Genomic DNA, 14,435 nt, shown 5'->3' on the forward strand with positions numbered 1-14,435 from the left:
TCGGGATCATGCGCATTGTCATCGCAGGTGGACATGGTCAGATCGCGCTGCGGCTGGAGCGGTTGCTCGCCGGGCGCGGGGACGAGGTCGCGGGCATCGTCCGTCGGCCGGAGCAGGCCGGTGATCTGCTGGCCGCGGGAGCCGAGCCGGTGGTCTGCGACCTGGAGTCGGCCTCGGTGGAGGACGTCTCCCGGCACATGGAGGGCGCCGATGCGGCCGTCTTCGCGGCGGGTGCGGGACCCGGCAGCGGCGTCGAACGCAAGGACACGGTGGACCGCGGCGCGGCGCGGCTCTTCGCGGACGCGGCCGAGGCGGCGGGCGTACGGCGCTTCCTCGTCGTCTCCTCGATGGGCACGGACCGCGAGCCCCCCGCGGGCACCGACCCGGTCTTCGCCGCCTACCTGCGGGCCAAGGCCGCCGCGGACACGGACATCCGCTCCCGCGCCGGCCTGGACTGGACGATCCTGCGGCCCGGCCGGCTGACGGGCGACCCCGGAACGGGCCGGGTGACGCTGGCCGACGCCACCGGCCGCAGCGAGGTCCCCCGCGACGATGTCGCGGCCACCCTGATGGCGCTGCTCGACGAACCGGCCACCATCGGCCGGACGTTGGAGCTGATCGGCGGGGATGTGCCGGTGGTGGACGCGGTGCGGGCGGTCGCGGTGGCCCAGCGGGGGTAGGGCGCCCGCCGGGGCGCGGGGAGCACGGAACGAGACGGTCCCCGATCTGCGATTCGCGGATCGGGGACCGCTCCCCTGCCTCACGGCCTGTGGCGGCGCCGGGGTCGCGCCTGCGGGAGAAGCGAGCCGGCTCGGCGGCGCCGCGAACTCCCGGTGTCAGTAACGCAGCAGGGCGGCGACGCCGTCCGTACAGCGCATCGGGGGGAGGATCTCGGTGAACGAGGCGCCGCCGAGGACCGCCGAGCGCAGCAGGAGCGGCGCCGCCGGGGCGCTGAAAGCCGCCGTGTCCCCGCCCAGCGCCGCCGGCTCGGTGCCCAGGGCGCGTGGGTCGCGGCGGGAGGCGAACAGGACGGGGTCCCCACTGCGGTCGGCGGCCAGCAGCAGCGTCTCCACCCGGCCCTCGGCCAGGGCCTCCTTGACCGCCGGAATGCCCTGGAGCGCCCTGCCGCCGGACAGCTCCGCCTCCAGACGTTCCAGCACGGCACGGTGACGGGCGGCCATGACGTCGTGCATGGATCAGGGCGCGACAGAGTGGGACGGAGTGTTGTGCGTCACCTGGGGCGACTTCCGGGAGCGGAAATGACGAAGGGGCCCGTGACCAGCTTTTACGCTGGTCACGGGCCCCTTCACCACCTGTGGCGGCGCCAGGATTCGAACCTGGGAAGGCTGAGCCGGCAGATTTACAGTCTGCTCCCTTTGGCCGCTCGGGCACACCGCCTGGGTTTGCTGCCGGGAGAGCCGCTGTGGGGCGGTGCTCCGTGGCAACGACGTAAACCATACCCGATGGCTGGGGGTGGTTCGCCACTCGATTCGGGAGCGCTGGATCTTGGCCGGGTGGCTAGGCTTGGCAGGCGGCCCGGGAAGGGCCGCGCCCCTGACGGATCTACGTACGAGGAGCCAACTCAACATGGCCGACTCCAGTTTCGACATCGTCTCGAAGGTAGAGCGGCAGGAGGTCGACAACGCCCTCAACCAGGCCGCCAAGGAGATCTCGCAGCGCTACGACTTCAAGGGCGTGGGCGCGTCGATCGAGTGGTCGGGCGAGAAGATCGAGATGCGGGCCAACGCCGAGGAGCGGGTGAAGGCCGTGCTCGACATCTTCCAGTCCAAGCTGGTCAAGCGCGGGATCTCACTGAAGGCGCTGGACGCCGGCGAGCCGCAGGCCTCGGGCAAGGAGTACAAGATCTTCGCCTCGATCGAGGAAGGGATCTCGCAGGACAACGCCAAGAAGGTCGCCAAGATCATCCGCGATGAGGGCCCGAAGGGCGTCAAGGCGCAGGTGCAGGGCGACGAGCTGCGGGTCAGCTCGAAGAGCCGGGACGACCTGCAGGCGGTTCAGCAGCTGCTCAAGGGCAAGGACCTGGACTTCGCCCTGCAGTTCGTGAACTACCGGTAGCAGCCCGGCTTTCGGGTGCCACGGGATGGGGCGGCGCGCTTCGGCGTGCCGCCCCACCGGTGTTTCGGGGCGGGGTACGGGAGCGGCCTCACGAGGCGCTCGAGGACGTGCGGAGCTTCATCGAGGCTCTGCCGGGGGCAGCCGGCCGGGTCCGGCGGTGTGCGGCCCCTCGGGGGCCTGTACGGGTCCGAGGGGCGGCGGGCGGTCGGCCGGTGGTCAGCGGGCGGCGAAGGGCTCGTCGGTGGGGACGATGTCGCGGCCCAGGGGCATCAGGGAGACCGGGATCATCTTGAAGTTGGCGATGCCGAAGGGGATCCCGATGATCGTCACGCACAGGGCGAGGCCGGTGATGATGTGCCCCAGGGCCAGCCACCAGCCCGCGAAGATGATCCAGACGACGTTGCCGATCGCCGAGCCGACGCCGGCGTCGTGGCGTACGACGGTCGTCCGGCCGAAGGGCCACAGGGCGTAGCCCGCGATCCGGAAGGACGCGATGCCGAACGGGATGGTGATGATCAGGATGCAGCAGATGACGCCCGCGAGGACATAGCCGAGCGCCAGCCACAAGCCGCTGAGGACCAGCCAGAGGACGTTAAGGATGAACTTCATGATCAACAGCCTTCCACGGGCACGGCGGAGAATGTCACTGCCGTCCTAGACGCGCTGAGCCTGATGAATCGTTGCGTTCATGATGCGTCGGGCGCCCGGTGACGGCCACTGGTCCCGGAGGCGTCAGGGACGGTGGCCCGCCATCTGTTCGAGGCGGGAGATCCGTTCGCGCATCGGGGGGTGGGTCGAGAACAGCCGGGACATGCCGTCGCCCCGGAACGGGTTGGCGATCATCATGTGGCCGGCGGTCTCCAGGCGCGGCTCGGGCGGGAGCGGGAGCTGCCGGGTTCCGGCCTCCAGTTTGCGCAGGGCGGAGGCCAGGGCCAGCGGGTCGCCGGTGAGCTGGGCGCCCGCGGCATCCGCCGCGTACTCGCGCGAGCGGCTGACGGCGAGCTGGATGAGCGAGGCCGCGACCGGCCCGAGGATCATGATCAGCAGCATGCCGAGGAGGCCGGGGCCCTCGTCGTCGTCGGAGCGGCCCAGGGGAATCAGCCAGGCGAAGTTGACGAGGAACATCACGACGGAGGCCAGGGCGCCGGCCACCGAGGAGATCAGGATGTCGCGGTTGTAGACATGGCTGAGCTCATGGCCGATCACACCGCGCAGCTCGCGTTCGTCGAGCAGCTGGAGGATGCCGTCGGTGCAGCAGACCGCGGCGTTGCGGGGGTTGCGGCCGGTGGCGAAGGCGTTGGGCGCCTGGGTCGGGGAGATGTACAGGCGCGGCATGGGCTGGCGGGCGGTGGTGGAGAGCTCGCGGACCATGCGGTAGAGCTGTGGCGCCTCGAACTCGCTGACCGGGCGGGCGCGCATCGCCCGCAGGGCCAGTTTGTCGCTGTTCCAGTAGGCGTAGGCGTTGGTGCCCAGGGCGACGACGACGGCGATGATCAGGCCCGTACGGCCGAACAGGCTGCCGATGACGATGATGAGGGCGGACAGTCCCCCGAGGAGGACGGCGGTCCTGAGCCCGTTGTGCCGGCGGTGCACGGTACGCCCTCCAAGCGGTGCGGCAGGGGAACCCTGTGCTGCGTTTCTCCACTCTCCAGTGGATCCTTACTCACTGGTCAACGCGAGATGAACGAGCCTGGTTCCCTTGTGCACGCGCGGCGCACCGGGCGGGCACGCGGCCGCGCCCGGTGGGGCGTAGTGCAATACGGGTGAGGTGGCGGCCGTCGGTGGGCAGGTGTGCGGGCCGGTGGGCCCGTCAGAGCAGCGCCCCGGAGGCGAACCGCAGGACGAGCTGCGGAGCGCCGGAGAGGGCGAGGCCGAGGACGGTGGCGAGCGCGATGGCGGTGGCGAGGGGGGCCGGGATCGCGGCGTGGACCGGGGGCCCCGCGGGTGCGGCCTCGGGGGCCCCGGTGGCCGCCGCGTCTGGGGCGCCCGCGGTGTCCTCGGCGCCCCGGAAGAGGACCGTGGTCCACTGCAGGTAGTAGTAGAGCGCGATCACGACATTGACCGCCATGATCACGGCGAGCCAGGCCAGACCCGCGTCGACGGCCGCGGAGAAGACCGTGACCTTGGCGAACAGGCCGATGATGCCCGGCGGCAGACCGGCGAGGCAGAGCAGGAAGAAGCCGAGGGCGAGCGCCACGACGGGACGCCGGTGGTACAGGCCCCGGTAGTCGGTGATGCGGTTGGCGGGGCGGGTGCGGGCCACCAGGGCCGCGACGGCGAAGGCGCCGAGGTTCACGGCCGCATACATCAGGGCGTAGGCGACGGTGGAGCCGATGGCGCGCCCCGGGTCGTCCACGTAGCCCGCCGCCGCGATCGGGACCAGGAGGTAGCCGGCCTGGCCCACCGAGGACCAGGCGAGCAGGCGTACGGCGCTGTGCGCGCGGCGGGGGTCCTGGCGCAGGGCCGCGACGTTGCCGACGGTCATGGTGAGCGCGGCGAGGACGGCCAGGGCCGGGCCCCAGACGTTCGCGTACGAGGGGAAGCCCTGGACCGTGACGAGGATCAGGCCGGAGAAGCCGACGGCCTTGCCCACCACGGAGAGGTAGCCGGCGATGGGGAGCGGCGCGCCGACGTAGGTGTCCGGCACCCAGAAGTGGAACGGGGCGGCGGCGGTCTTGAAGGCGAAGCCGACCAGGGTGAGGGCGACGCCGGCGCTCGCCAGGGTGGCCAGCCGCGGGTCGGGGAGGGCGGTGAGGGCGTGCGCCACCCGGGAGAGGTGCAGGCTGCCGGTGGCCGCGTACAGGAAGCTCACGCCGAGCAGCATCACGGCGGTGGCGGCCACCGAGGACAGGAAGAACTTGAGGGCGGCCTCGGAGGAGAGCCGGTCGCCGCGCCGCAGTCCGACCAGCGCGAAGGCGGGCAGTGAGGCGACTTCGAGGGCGATGACCAGGGTGGCCAGGTCCCGGGAGGCGGGCAGCAGGGCGGCGCCGGCCGCCGAGGAGAGCAGCAGGAACCAGTACTCGCCGGCGGGCAGGTCCTGATCCTTGAGGATGTCGATGGACAGCAGGGCGGTCAGCAGCGCCCCGCCGAGCACCAGGAACTGGATGACCAGGGCGAACGGGTCGGCCGCGTAGCTGCACACGTCCGGGTGGGCGGGCAGGCAGAAGGTGCGGCGGTCGCCGTCCAGGAGGGGCAGCAGGGACAGCGCGGCGAGCGCGAGGCCCGCCGTCGCGATCCAGCCCAGCAGCGGCTTGCGGGCGGCCGGGAGGAAGAGGTCGGCGACGAGGACGACCAGGCCGACGGCCGCGGCGACGGTGGGCGGCGCGAGGGCGAGCCAGTCGACGGACTGGACCAGGGAGGTCACCGTGCTCATCACTTACCGCCTCCGAGGAGCTGCTGGACGGCCGGGTCGCTGAGGCCGAGGAGGGCCGCGGGCCACAGTCCGGCGAGGACGGTGAGGACGGCGAGGGGGGTCCAGGCCGCGTATTCGTAGCGCGCGAGGTCGGGGACGACGGGGGCGGGCGCGGCCGGGACCACGGTGGCCGCCTCGGCCGCCGTCGCGGTGCCCTCCTCGACCGCCGGGACGGCTTCGACGGCCGCCGGGGTGCCGCCCATGCAGACGCGGCGGACGACGAGCAGCAGATAGGCGGCGGTCAGCAGGGTGCCGAGGCCGGCCAGTGCCATGAAGGTCAGGAAGGCGGGGCGGCTGAGGCCGGCGGCGGGCCGGAAGGCGCCGAACATCGCCAGCATCTCGCCCCAGAAACCGGCCAGCCCGGGGATGCCCAGCGAGGCGACCGCCCCGAAGGCGAGCAGGCCGCCGAAGCGGGGGGCCTTGCCGTAGAGGGCGGCGCCGGTGCTGCCCGCAAGGGTGTCGAGGTCAGTGCTGCCGTAGCGGTCCTTGAGCGCGCCGACCAGGAAGAAGAGCAGGCCGGTGATCAGGCCGTGGGCGATGTTGGCGAACAGCGCGCCGTTGACGCCGGTGGGGGTCATGCTGGCGATGCCGAGCAGGACGAAGCCCATGTGGCCGACGGAGCTGTAGGCGATCAGGCGCTTGAGGTCGCCCTTGGCGCCCTTGCGTACGAGGGCGAGGCAGGCGAGCGAGCCGTAGATGATGCCGATGGCGGCCAGCGCGGCGAGGTACGGCGCGAAGGTGTGCATGCCCTCGGGCGTGATGGGCAGCGCGATCCGCACGAAGCCGTACGTGCCCATCTTCAGCAGGACGCCGGCCAGCAGCACCGAGCCGACGGTGGGAGCGGCGGTGTGCGCGTCCGGCAGCCAGCTGTGCAGCGGCCACAGCGGGGACTTGACGGCCAGTCCGATGCCGACCGCAAGCACCGCCAGGAGCTGAACGGTGTGGCTGAGCTGGGCTTTCGGGCCGTTGTCAGTGGCGAGTGCCACCATGTCGAAGGTGCCGGATTTCACGCCGATGAGGAGGAGGCCGAGCAGCATCACGACGGAGCCGAGCAGCGTGTAGAGGATGAACTTCCAGGCCGCCGCCTGCTTCCCCGCGCCGCCCCAGCGGGCGATGAGGAAGTACATCGGGATGAGGACCATCTCGAAGGCGAGGAAGAAGAGCATCAGGTCGAGGACGGCGAAGGTGGCGAGGGTGCCGGCCTCCAGAGTGAGCAGCAGCGCCACGAATGCCTTGGGGGACGGGCCCGTCGGCATGTGGAAGTAGCTGTAGAGCGCGCAGAGGAAGGTCAGCAGCGCGGTCAGGACGACGAGGGGGAGCGAGATGCCGTCGACGCCGAGGTGGATGCGGATGTCCAGCGCCGGGATCCAGCTGATGTCGGTGGTGGCCTGCATACGGGCCGGGTGGTCGTGGTCGAAGCCGACGGCCAGCGCGAGGGCGGCGGCGAGCACGACACCGGTGGCGGTCACGCCGTGGCGCAGTACGGCCTGGTCGGGGTTGCGGCCCCGGAGGCCGGGAGGCGCGGGGAACAGGGCGCCGACCGCACCCAGCAAGGGGAGGACGACGACCGCCGCGAGGAGGTACTGCAGAACGGTGGGGTTCACGGGTCAGGCCCTCCTGCGGGTTTCGGCTCCGGCGGGCCCGGCCGTGAGGGGCATCGGCGGGGGGTGCGGGGTGCGTGCACCAGGGGTGTGCGGCATCGGTCAGGCTCCCGTACCCGTAGCGACGAGGACGGCGGCGACGGCCAGGACGAGCGAGCCCGCGAGCAGCGCGCCGAGGTAGGTCTGCACATTGCCGGTCTGGGCGCGGCGGACCGCGGCGCCCAGCAGGCGGGGGGCGGTGCCCGCGCCGCGGACGTAGGTGTCGACGACCTCGCGGTCGAGGAAGCGGACGAGCGTCGCGGCGGCGCGTACGGGCCGGACGAAGAGCGCGGAGTAGACGGCGTCGAGGTGGAAGCCGACCGCCGCGTGGCGCTGCAGCGGGCCCAGGAGGAGACGGCCGGGGTCGGCCGGGTCCGGGGCACCGGCGTTGTCGCCGTAGGCCGGGGTGTGGATGTCGATGGCCACCTCCTCGGCGACCGCGGGGGTGGCGTCCGGGGCGGCGACGACCGCGCCGAGGGGGAAGCGGGCGGCGAGCGCGGTGGTGTGCCGCCAGGCCGCGTAGGTGACCAGGCCGCCGATCAGGGCGAGACCGGTGCCCAGGACGGAGGTGGCCAGGGTCGGTGCGAGCGAACGCCCGTCGAACCAGTCGGGCAGGAAGGGGGCGGTGAGGCCGAGCCCGACGGTCGGGACGAAGAGCACCCACAGGACGGCGTTCATGGCGACCGGCTGCGGGCCGTGGTCGGGGGCTTCGGCGCCCTTGCCCTTGAAGGCCAGCAGCCACAGGCGGGTGGCGTAGGCCGCGGTGAGGAGGGCGGTGAGCAGTCCGGAGACCAGCACGGTCCAGCCGGCCGCGCCGGGGATGCCGTGCGCCTCGCCGGTGGCGGCGTGTTCGGCGGCGCCCAGGACGGCTTCCTTGGAGAAGAAGCCGGCGAACGGCGGGATCGCGGCGAGCGCGAGCAGCGCCACGGTCACCGTCCAGTAGGCGTCCGGGATGCGCCGGGCCAGGCCGCTCATCCGGGACATGGCGGCCAGCGAGTTGGTGCCGGCGGCGTGAATGATCACGCCGGCGCCGAGGAAGAGGAGGGCCTTGAACGCGCCGTGCGAAAGGAGGTGGAAGACGGCGGCACCGCGGTCGCCGACGGCCAGGGCGCCGAGCATGTAGCCGAGCTGGCCGACCGTCGAATAGGCCAGGACGCGCTTGATGTCGTCCTGCGCCAGTGCGGCCAGTCCCGAGCCGACCATGGTGATCGCGGCCATGACGGCGAGCACGACCAGCGCGGCGGCGGAGGCGGCGAAGACGGGGAGGAGACGGGCCACGAGATAGACACCGGCCGCCACCATCGTCGCGGCGTGGATCAGCGCCGAGACGGGCGTCGGGCCGGCCATCGCGTCCGGGAGCCAGGTGTGCAGCGGGAACTGCGCCGACTTGCCCGCGACTCCGGCGAGCAGCAGCAGCGCGATCAGCGTCGGATGGTCCAGGCCGCCGGCGGCGACGGAGCCGAGGATGCCGGTGATGCGGAAGGTTCCGGCGTCGGCGGCCAGCGCGAAGATGCCGAACAGGAAGGGGACGTCGCCGAGCTTGGTGACGAGGAAGGCCTTGAGGGAGGCGGCGCGGGCGGCCTCGGTCTCCCAGTAGTGGCCGACGAGGAAGTACGAGCAGATGCCCATGACTTCCCAGCCGACCAGCAGCACCATCAGGTCGCCGGTGTAGACGACCAGCAGCATCGCGGCGGTGAAGAGCGAGACCAGCGCGGCGTAGGAGGGGTAGCGCGGGTCGTCGCGCAGATAGCCGGTGGAGTAGATCTGCACACAGGTCGCCACGACACCGACCAGGACGGCCATCAGCGCGGCGAAGCCGTCGATGTGCAGGGCCAGGTCGATCGGGATCGAGCCGGTCGGGGTGAGCCGGGTGGCGACGTCGGTGGCCGGGCCGCCGCCCTGTCCGACGGCGACGGTCACGGTGAGCGCGGCCGCGGCCAGCGTCGGCAGCACGGCCAGCGGCCGGACGAAGCCGGGTGCGCGGCGTCCCAGGAGGAGACCGGCGACGGCCCCGAGGAAGGGCAGGAGGGGAACGAGAACGGCAGTGGTCGTGAGGGTCACGCGGCGGCCTCCGCCGTGGTGTCCGGCTGCGGGTCCCCGTCCGCGGCGCCCGTCGTCTCGGCGAGGTCACGGAGCCGGTCGATGTCGGAGCTGCCGCGGTTGCGGTAGACGAGCAGCACGATCGCCAGGCCGATGCCGATCTCGGCGGCGGCGATGGCGATGGTGAAGAGGGTGAGCGCCTGGCCGGTGTGCAGGGTGTCGCGCAGCCAGACGTCGAAGGCGACGAGGTTGAGGTTGACGGCGTTGAGCATCAGCTCGACGGACATCAGCACCAGGACGGCGTTGCGGCGCGCGAGCACGCCGTACAGCCCCGTGCAGAAGAGGAGGACGGCGAGGACGGCCGGGTAGGCGAGATGCATCAGCGCTGCTCCTCTCGTGGGGCGGGGGTGCGGGCGGCGCCGTTGCGGAGGCCCGCCGCCGCGGACGCGTCCTCCCCCGGCTTGCGGGACAGCACGATCGCCCCGACGAGCGCGGCCAGCAGCAGCACGGACAGCGCCTCGAAGGGCAGCACCCAGTACTGGAAGAGGCTGCGCCCGGAGGCTTCGGCGGAGCCCTGGGCGGCGCCGTCGAGGTTGACCCAGGTGGCGCGGAAGGCGTCTACGACGACCCAGACCAGGGCGGCGGCCGAGGCGAGGGCCACCGCGAGCGCGGCCCAGCGGTTGCCCGAATCGGCGTCCGGGGAGCGGCCGATGGGCGCCCTGGTGAGCATCAGCCCGAAGAGCAGGAGGACGACGACGGAACCGACGTAGATCAGCACCTGCACCCAGGCGATGAACTCGGCCGTCAGGAGGAGGTATTCGACGGCGATCCCGCCGAGTGCGACGACCAGCCAGAGGGCGGCGTGCACCAGCTGCCGGGTGGTGACGGTGATGACGGCCGCGCCGAGGGTGGCGATGCCGACGAGGACGAAGGCGATCTCGACACCGGTGGGCGAGAGGAAGCCCTGGCCGGCTGCGGTGGCGGCGAGCGTCACGTGCCCTCCCCTGAGGTGTCCGGTCGGTCCTGGTCCGCGGGCTGCCCCTCGGTCCGGTCCGCGGCCCGGGCCGCCTCGGCGTCGGCCTGCTGCTGGGCGGCGAGCTTGTCCGCCGCCTTACGTGCGGCGGCGAGTTCCTTGGGCTCCTCGGCCGCCGGGTCGAGCGCCGGCGGTTCGGGCACCGTCCACATCCACTCGCGGAGCTTGTCGCGCTCGTGGGTCAGCTCGCGGATGTCCGTCTCGGCGTACTCGAACTCCGGTGACCAGAAGAGCGCGTCGAAGGGGCAGACCTCGATGCAGATCCCGCAGTACATGCACAGCGCGAAGTCGATCGCGAAGCGGTCCAGCACATTGCGGCTGCGCTCGCGGCCTCCGGGGGCGGCCGGCGGCACCGTCTCCTTGTGGGAGTCGATGTAGATGCACCAGTCCGGGCACTCCCGGGCGCACAGCATGCAGACCGTGCAGTTCTCCTCGAACAGGCCGATGACGCCGCGGGTACGGGGCGCGAGGTCGGGCTGGGCGTCCGGGTACTGCGCGGTGACCGATCGTTTCGTCATCGTCCGCAGGGTGACGGCCAGCCCCTTGGCGAGGCCGGAGCCGGGGAAGCTCATGACGAGATCACCACCTTGACGACGCCGGTGAGGGCGATCTGGGCGAGCGAGAGCGGGATGAGGACCGTCCAGGCGAGCTTTTGCAGCTGGTCCTCGCGCAGCCGCGGGTAGGTCACCCGCAGCCAGATGACACCGAAGGCGAGGATCGCGGTCTTCACCAGCGTCCACAGCCAGCCCAGGCCGTCGGCGCCGAACGGGCCGTGCCAGCCGCCGAGGAAGAGGACGGAGGTCAGGGCGCAGAGGACGAGGATGCCGGCGTACTCGGCGAGCAGGAAGAGCGCGAAGCGCAGTCCGGTGTACTCGGTGTACGCACCGAAGATGATCTCCGAGTCGGCGACCGGCATGTCGAACGGCGGCCGCTGCAGCTCGGCCAGCCCCGCGGTGAAGAAGACCACGCCGCCGACGATCTGCCAGGGCACCCACCACCAGTGGAAGGCCTCGACGATGCCGGGCAGGGAGAGCGTGCCCGCCGCCATCGCGACGGAGGCCGCGGCGAGCAGCATCGGCAGCTCGTACGCCAGCAGCTGTGCGGCCGTCCGCAGACCGCCGAGCAGCGAGAACTTGTTGGCCGAGGCCCAGCCCGCCATCAGCGAGCCGAGTACGCCGACGCCCATCACGGCGAGGACGAAGAAGATCCCCGCGTCCAGGGCCTGGCCCACGGCGTTGTGCGGGCCTATCGGGATGGCGACCAGGACCAGGAGGTACGGCAGCAGGGCGACGGCGGGCGCGAGCTGGAAGATCCGCCGGTCGGCGCCGGCCGGAACGATGTCCTCCTTCTGCGCGAACTTCACCCCGTCGGCCACGAGCTGTGCCCAGCCGTGGAACCCGCCCGCGTACATCGGTCCCAGCCGGCCCTGCATATGGGCCATGACCTTGTGCTCGGTCTGCCCGATGACCAGGGGGAAGACCAGGAAGACGACGAAGACGGCGGCGAGGCGCAGCGCGATGTCGAGGGCGTCGCTCATGGGGTGTCGCCTCCTGCCGGGTCTCGGGGGGTGTCCTGTGGGGGCCGGGGGGCGGGGTCCGGGCCGGGGCCGGCTTCGGGGGCGGGCTCCGGGGCTGCTTCGGGCTCCGGATCCGGCTCCGGCTGCGGTGCGGCTGGGGGCTCCGGGGCTGCCTCGTTGGCGTTCCCGGGTCCGGCCTTCGGCTCGTCGGCCGGGGCCTTCGGAGCGTCCGGCGCGGCCTGCTTCTCCTCCGGCTCGGCCTGCTTCTCCGGCTCGTCGAAGGCCGGGCGGGCGTGGTGCCAGGGCGCGTCCGAGGAACGCGGGGCCGTGTCCTTCGCGGGGGCCGTCGCCGGGGTCTTCTCGGCCGGGGTCTCCGTCGACGGAGCCGCCGACTCCGGGACCGCCGTCGCCGGGGTCTCCTCGGCCGCAGTCGCCCCAGAGGTCTCCTCGGTGGCGGCCGGCCCGGACGTCTCCTCGGCCGCGGCCGCCTCCGCGGCCCGCCGCTGCCCGGCCGAGCCCTCGCTCGCCGAACGCGTACGGCGCGCAGGGCTCTCCGGCCGCTCGGGACGTGTCTCGGCGGCCGGGGTCGTGGTCCCCTCGGCGGCCGGGGTCGCAGTCCCCTCCCCCGCCGTCTGCTGGCTGGCCGAGCCCGCGCTCGCGGTCCGCGTACGCCGGGCCGGACGCTCACCCGCGGCCGCACCGGCACCACCGGCGGCACGTGCGCCGCCGGCCGCCCGTGCACCTCGCGCCGGACGCGCCGGTGCGGGCGGCAGCTGGCCCTTCAGCGGGCCCCATTCGTTCGGGTCCGGGACACCGGGGGGCAGCATCTGGCGGCGCTTGGGCCCGCCGTGCGCCGCAGCCTCCCCCGGTTCCTTGGCACCCGGCCAGGCCTTGGCGACCCGCGCCGCCAGCACGAAGTCCTTGCGCAGCGGGTGTCCCTCGAAGCTGTCCGGGAGCAGCAGCGGTACGAGGTGCGGATGGCCGGTGAAGTCGACGCCGAACATCTCGTGGGTCTCGCGCTCGTGCCAGCCCGCGCCCGCGTACACCTCGACGGCGGTGGGCAGCGCGGCCGCGTCGTGCGGCACGGTCGTCCGCACGATCAGCCGGTGGACGGTGCCGGGCCGCGCCACATCGGCGACGTGCACGCAGATCCGGAAGCCGGTGCCGGGCTCGTCGACGGCGCTCAGCCAGTCGAAGTAGCTGCAGCCGAGCGCGTCGCGGGCGGCCGTCAGCGCGGTGAGCCAGCCGTCCACGGGGACGTCGACGGTCAGCACGTCGTACGCCAGCTCGGCCGTGGCCCCCGTACCGAAGATCTCGCTCGCGGGCCGCGGCAGCCAGCCGACGACCGGCTCGGCGACCGGCTGCTCGGGCTGTTCCGCCTGCTCGGGCTGCTCGGGCTGCTCGGGCTGCTCGGGAGTCTCCGGCTGCTGCTGCGGCTGCTCGCTCATCGGGGCTCCTCCCCGGGCGCCTTCGGCTCGTCCGCCGGCTTCGGCGCGGGCGGTGCGACCAGCCCGCTGCGCAGCGCGTCCGCGGAGGGCCGGGCCGTGCCGCCCTTCGCGTACCGCTCCCCCAGCGACTCGCGGGCGATCTTCTCCTGGAGCTTGAGGATGCCCTGCAGCAGCGCCTCCGGACGCGGCGGGCAGCCCGGGACGTACACGTCCACCGGAATGATCTGGTCGACGCCCTTGGTGACCGAGTACGAATCCCAATAGGGGCCGCCGCAGTTGGAGCAGGCCCCGAAGGAGATGACGTACTTCGGCTCGGGCATCTGCTCGTAGAGCCGCTTGACCGCGGGCGCCATCTTGTCGGTGACCGTGCCGGAGACGACCATCAGGTCGGCCTGGCGCGGGCCGGGCGCGAACGGGATCACGCCGAGCCGGATGAAGTCGTGGCGCGCCATGGACGCGGCGATGAACTCGATGGCGCAGCAGGCGAGGCCGAAGTTGAAGACCCAGAGGCTGTAGCGGCGGCCCCAGTTGAGGACCACCTTCATCGGTTCGGGCGCGAGCCGGGCCAGGGTCCCCAGGCGCCGCGGCTCCGGCAGGAACTGCGGGGCGGCGCCCTCGGACGCGGCTGCGGAGCTGTGGGAGGCGGGGGTCACGTCCATTCCAGGACGCCCTTCTTCCATGCGTAGAGCAGGCCGATGGTGAGGAAGCCGAGGAAGATGAACATCTCCACCAGCGTCACACCACCGAAGCCGGGGGCGGCGAAGATCGTCGCCCAGGGGAACAGGAAGATCGAGTCGACGGCGAAGATGACGTAGAGGAAGGCGTACACGTAGTAGCGGACCTGGGTGTGCGCCCAGCCCTCGCCGACGGGGTCCACGCCGCACTCGTACGTCAGCAGCTTCTCGGGCGTCGGCACCACGGGCCGCAGCAGCCGCCCGGCACCGAAGGCCACGGCCACGAAGAGCACCCCGATCACGGCGATGATCCCGACGACCGAGTAGCCCTGGAAATAGTCCGCGGCGACAGTGGTGCGTACGGTCGCGTCCGGCACGTCCGCCCCTCGCTCCCTGACTGCGCTTGTTCAACGACTTCGACGATCTGTACGGACGGGAGTCTAGGCCCTGCCCCGGCCGCGGTGAGCAGCCGCATCGTCGCGGACGGTGGGGTTGTCCCTACTTCGCCCTACCTGGGCGGCGGGCAGCGTAGACGCCGGGGCGAGTTGTCTCAGCGGGTGTCTCACGGATCGGACGCGCGGGACGCTCGGACGCAC

The 14,435-nt window shown here is 72.5% G+C and carries 15 protein-coding genes and 1 tRNA gene; 2 read left to right on the forward strand and 14 right to left on the reverse strand.

Annotation, left to right across the window (positions count from 1 at the left end; genetic code table 11):
• Positions 1–8 precede the first annotated feature (8 nt).
• Entirely contained in the window at positions 9–680 is a 672-nt protein-coding gene (locus Scani_RS33795; RefSeq protein WP_159481512.1) for an NAD(P)H-binding protein, read from the forward strand.
• Positions 681–836: 156 nt separating this feature from the next.
• Here Scani_RS33795 and Scani_RS33800 read toward each other — a convergent pair whose 3' ends face one another.
• Positions 837–1,181: a hypothetical protein gene (locus Scani_RS33800; RefSeq protein ID WP_246296299.1), complete on the reverse strand. Its 345-nt coding sequence runs from the start codon at positions 1,179–1,181 to the stop codon at positions 837–839.
• 135 nt (positions 1,182–1,316) lie between these two features.
• A tRNA-Tyr gene (locus tag Scani_RS33805) sits at positions 1,317–1,398 on the reverse strand.
• 189 nt (positions 1,399–1,587) lie between these two features.
• Here Scani_RS33805 and Scani_RS33810 point away from each other — a divergent pair.
• The gene (locus Scani_RS33810; protein WP_018090929.1) at positions 1,588–2,076 is read left to right on the forward strand and encodes a YajQ family cyclic di-GMP-binding protein; all 489 of its coding nucleotides are present in this window, start codon (positions 1,588–1,590) and stop codon (positions 2,074–2,076) included.
• 216 nt (positions 2,077–2,292) lie between these two features.
• Here Scani_RS33810 and Scani_RS33815 read toward each other — a convergent pair whose 3' ends face one another.
• The 12 genes from Scani_RS33815 to Scani_RS33870 form a co-directional block, all read right to left on the reverse strand.
• Positions 2,293–2,685: a YccF domain-containing protein gene (locus Scani_RS33815; protein WP_159481513.1), complete on the reverse strand. Its 393-nt coding sequence runs from the start codon at positions 2,683–2,685 to the stop codon at positions 2,293–2,295.
• 123 nt (positions 2,686–2,808) lie between these two features.
• On the reverse strand, positions 2,809–3,669 hold the full coding sequence (gene htpX, locus Scani_RS33820; RefSeq protein ID WP_159481514.1) for a zinc metalloprotease HtpX: 861 nt from the start codon (positions 3,667–3,669) through the stop codon (positions 2,809–2,811).
• Positions 3,670–3,886: 217 nt separating this feature from the next.
• Positions 3,887–5,449 carry an NADH-quinone oxidoreductase subunit N gene (locus tag Scani_RS33825; RefSeq protein WP_159481515.1) on the reverse strand — a complete coding sequence of 521 codons (1,563 nt, stop codon included), beginning with the start codon at positions 5,447–5,449 and terminating at the stop codon, positions 3,887–3,889.
• Positions 5,449–7,092 carry a complex I subunit 4 family protein gene (locus Scani_RS33830; RefSeq protein ID WP_159481516.1) on the reverse strand — a complete coding sequence of 548 codons (1,644 nt, stop codon included), beginning with the start codon at positions 7,090–7,092 and terminating at the stop codon, positions 5,449–5,451. The genes Scani_RS33825 and Scani_RS33830 overlap by 1 nt, the downstream gene beginning before the upstream one ends.
• A gap of 99 nt (positions 7,093–7,191) precedes the next feature.
• Entirely contained in the window at positions 7,192–9,189 is a 1,998-nt protein-coding gene (locus Scani_RS33835; protein WP_159481517.1) for an NADH-quinone oxidoreductase subunit 5 family protein, read from the reverse strand.
• Complete coding sequence (nuoK, locus tag Scani_RS33840; RefSeq protein ID WP_159481518.1) at positions 9,186–9,548, reverse strand: NADH-quinone oxidoreductase subunit NuoK; 363 nt, start codon at positions 9,546–9,548, stop codon at positions 9,186–9,188. Before nuoK ends, Scani_RS33835 begins: the two co-directional genes overlap by 4 nt.
• The gene (locus Scani_RS33845; RefSeq protein WP_159481519.1) at positions 9,548–10,162 is read right to left on the reverse strand and encodes an NADH-quinone oxidoreductase subunit J family protein; all 615 of its coding nucleotides are present in this window, start codon (positions 10,160–10,162) and stop codon (positions 9,548–9,550) included. Before Scani_RS33845 ends, nuoK begins: the two co-directional genes overlap by 1 nt.
• The gene (locus Scani_RS33850) at positions 10,159–10,773 is read right to left on the reverse strand and encodes a NuoI/complex I 23 kDa subunit family protein (protein ID WP_159481520.1); all 615 of its coding nucleotides are present in this window, start codon (positions 10,771–10,773) and stop codon (positions 10,159–10,161) included. The genes Scani_RS33845 and Scani_RS33850 overlap by 4 nt, the downstream gene beginning before the upstream one ends.
• A complete protein-coding gene (locus tag Scani_RS33855; protein WP_159481521.1) occupies positions 10,770–11,738 on the reverse strand; it encodes a complex I subunit 1/NuoH family protein in 969 nt (322 codons plus the stop codon). Before Scani_RS33855 ends, Scani_RS33850 begins: the two co-directional genes overlap by 4 nt.
• Positions 11,735–13,165 carry an NADH-quinone oxidoreductase subunit C gene (locus tag Scani_RS33860; protein WP_159481522.1) on the reverse strand — a complete coding sequence of 477 codons (1,431 nt, stop codon included), beginning with the start codon at positions 13,163–13,165 and terminating at the stop codon, positions 11,735–11,737. Before Scani_RS33860 ends, Scani_RS33855 begins: the two co-directional genes overlap by 4 nt.
• Entirely contained in the window at positions 13,162–13,824 is a 663-nt protein-coding gene (locus Scani_RS33865; protein ID WP_159481523.1) for an NADH-quinone oxidoreductase subunit B, read from the reverse strand. Before Scani_RS33865 ends, Scani_RS33860 begins: the two co-directional genes overlap by 4 nt.
• Positions 13,815–14,216 carry an NADH-quinone oxidoreductase subunit A gene (locus Scani_RS33870; protein ID WP_159481524.1) on the reverse strand — a complete coding sequence of 134 codons (402 nt, stop codon included), beginning with the start codon at positions 14,214–14,216 and terminating at the stop codon, positions 13,815–13,817. The genes Scani_RS33865 and Scani_RS33870 overlap by 10 nt, the downstream gene beginning before the upstream one ends.
• Positions 14,217–14,435: the final 219 nt, after the last annotated feature.

The organism is Streptomyces caniferus, assembly GCF_009811555.1.
Taxonomy (GTDB): domain Bacteria; phylum Actinomycetota; class Actinomycetes; order Streptomycetales; family Streptomycetaceae; genus Streptomyces; species Streptomyces caniferus.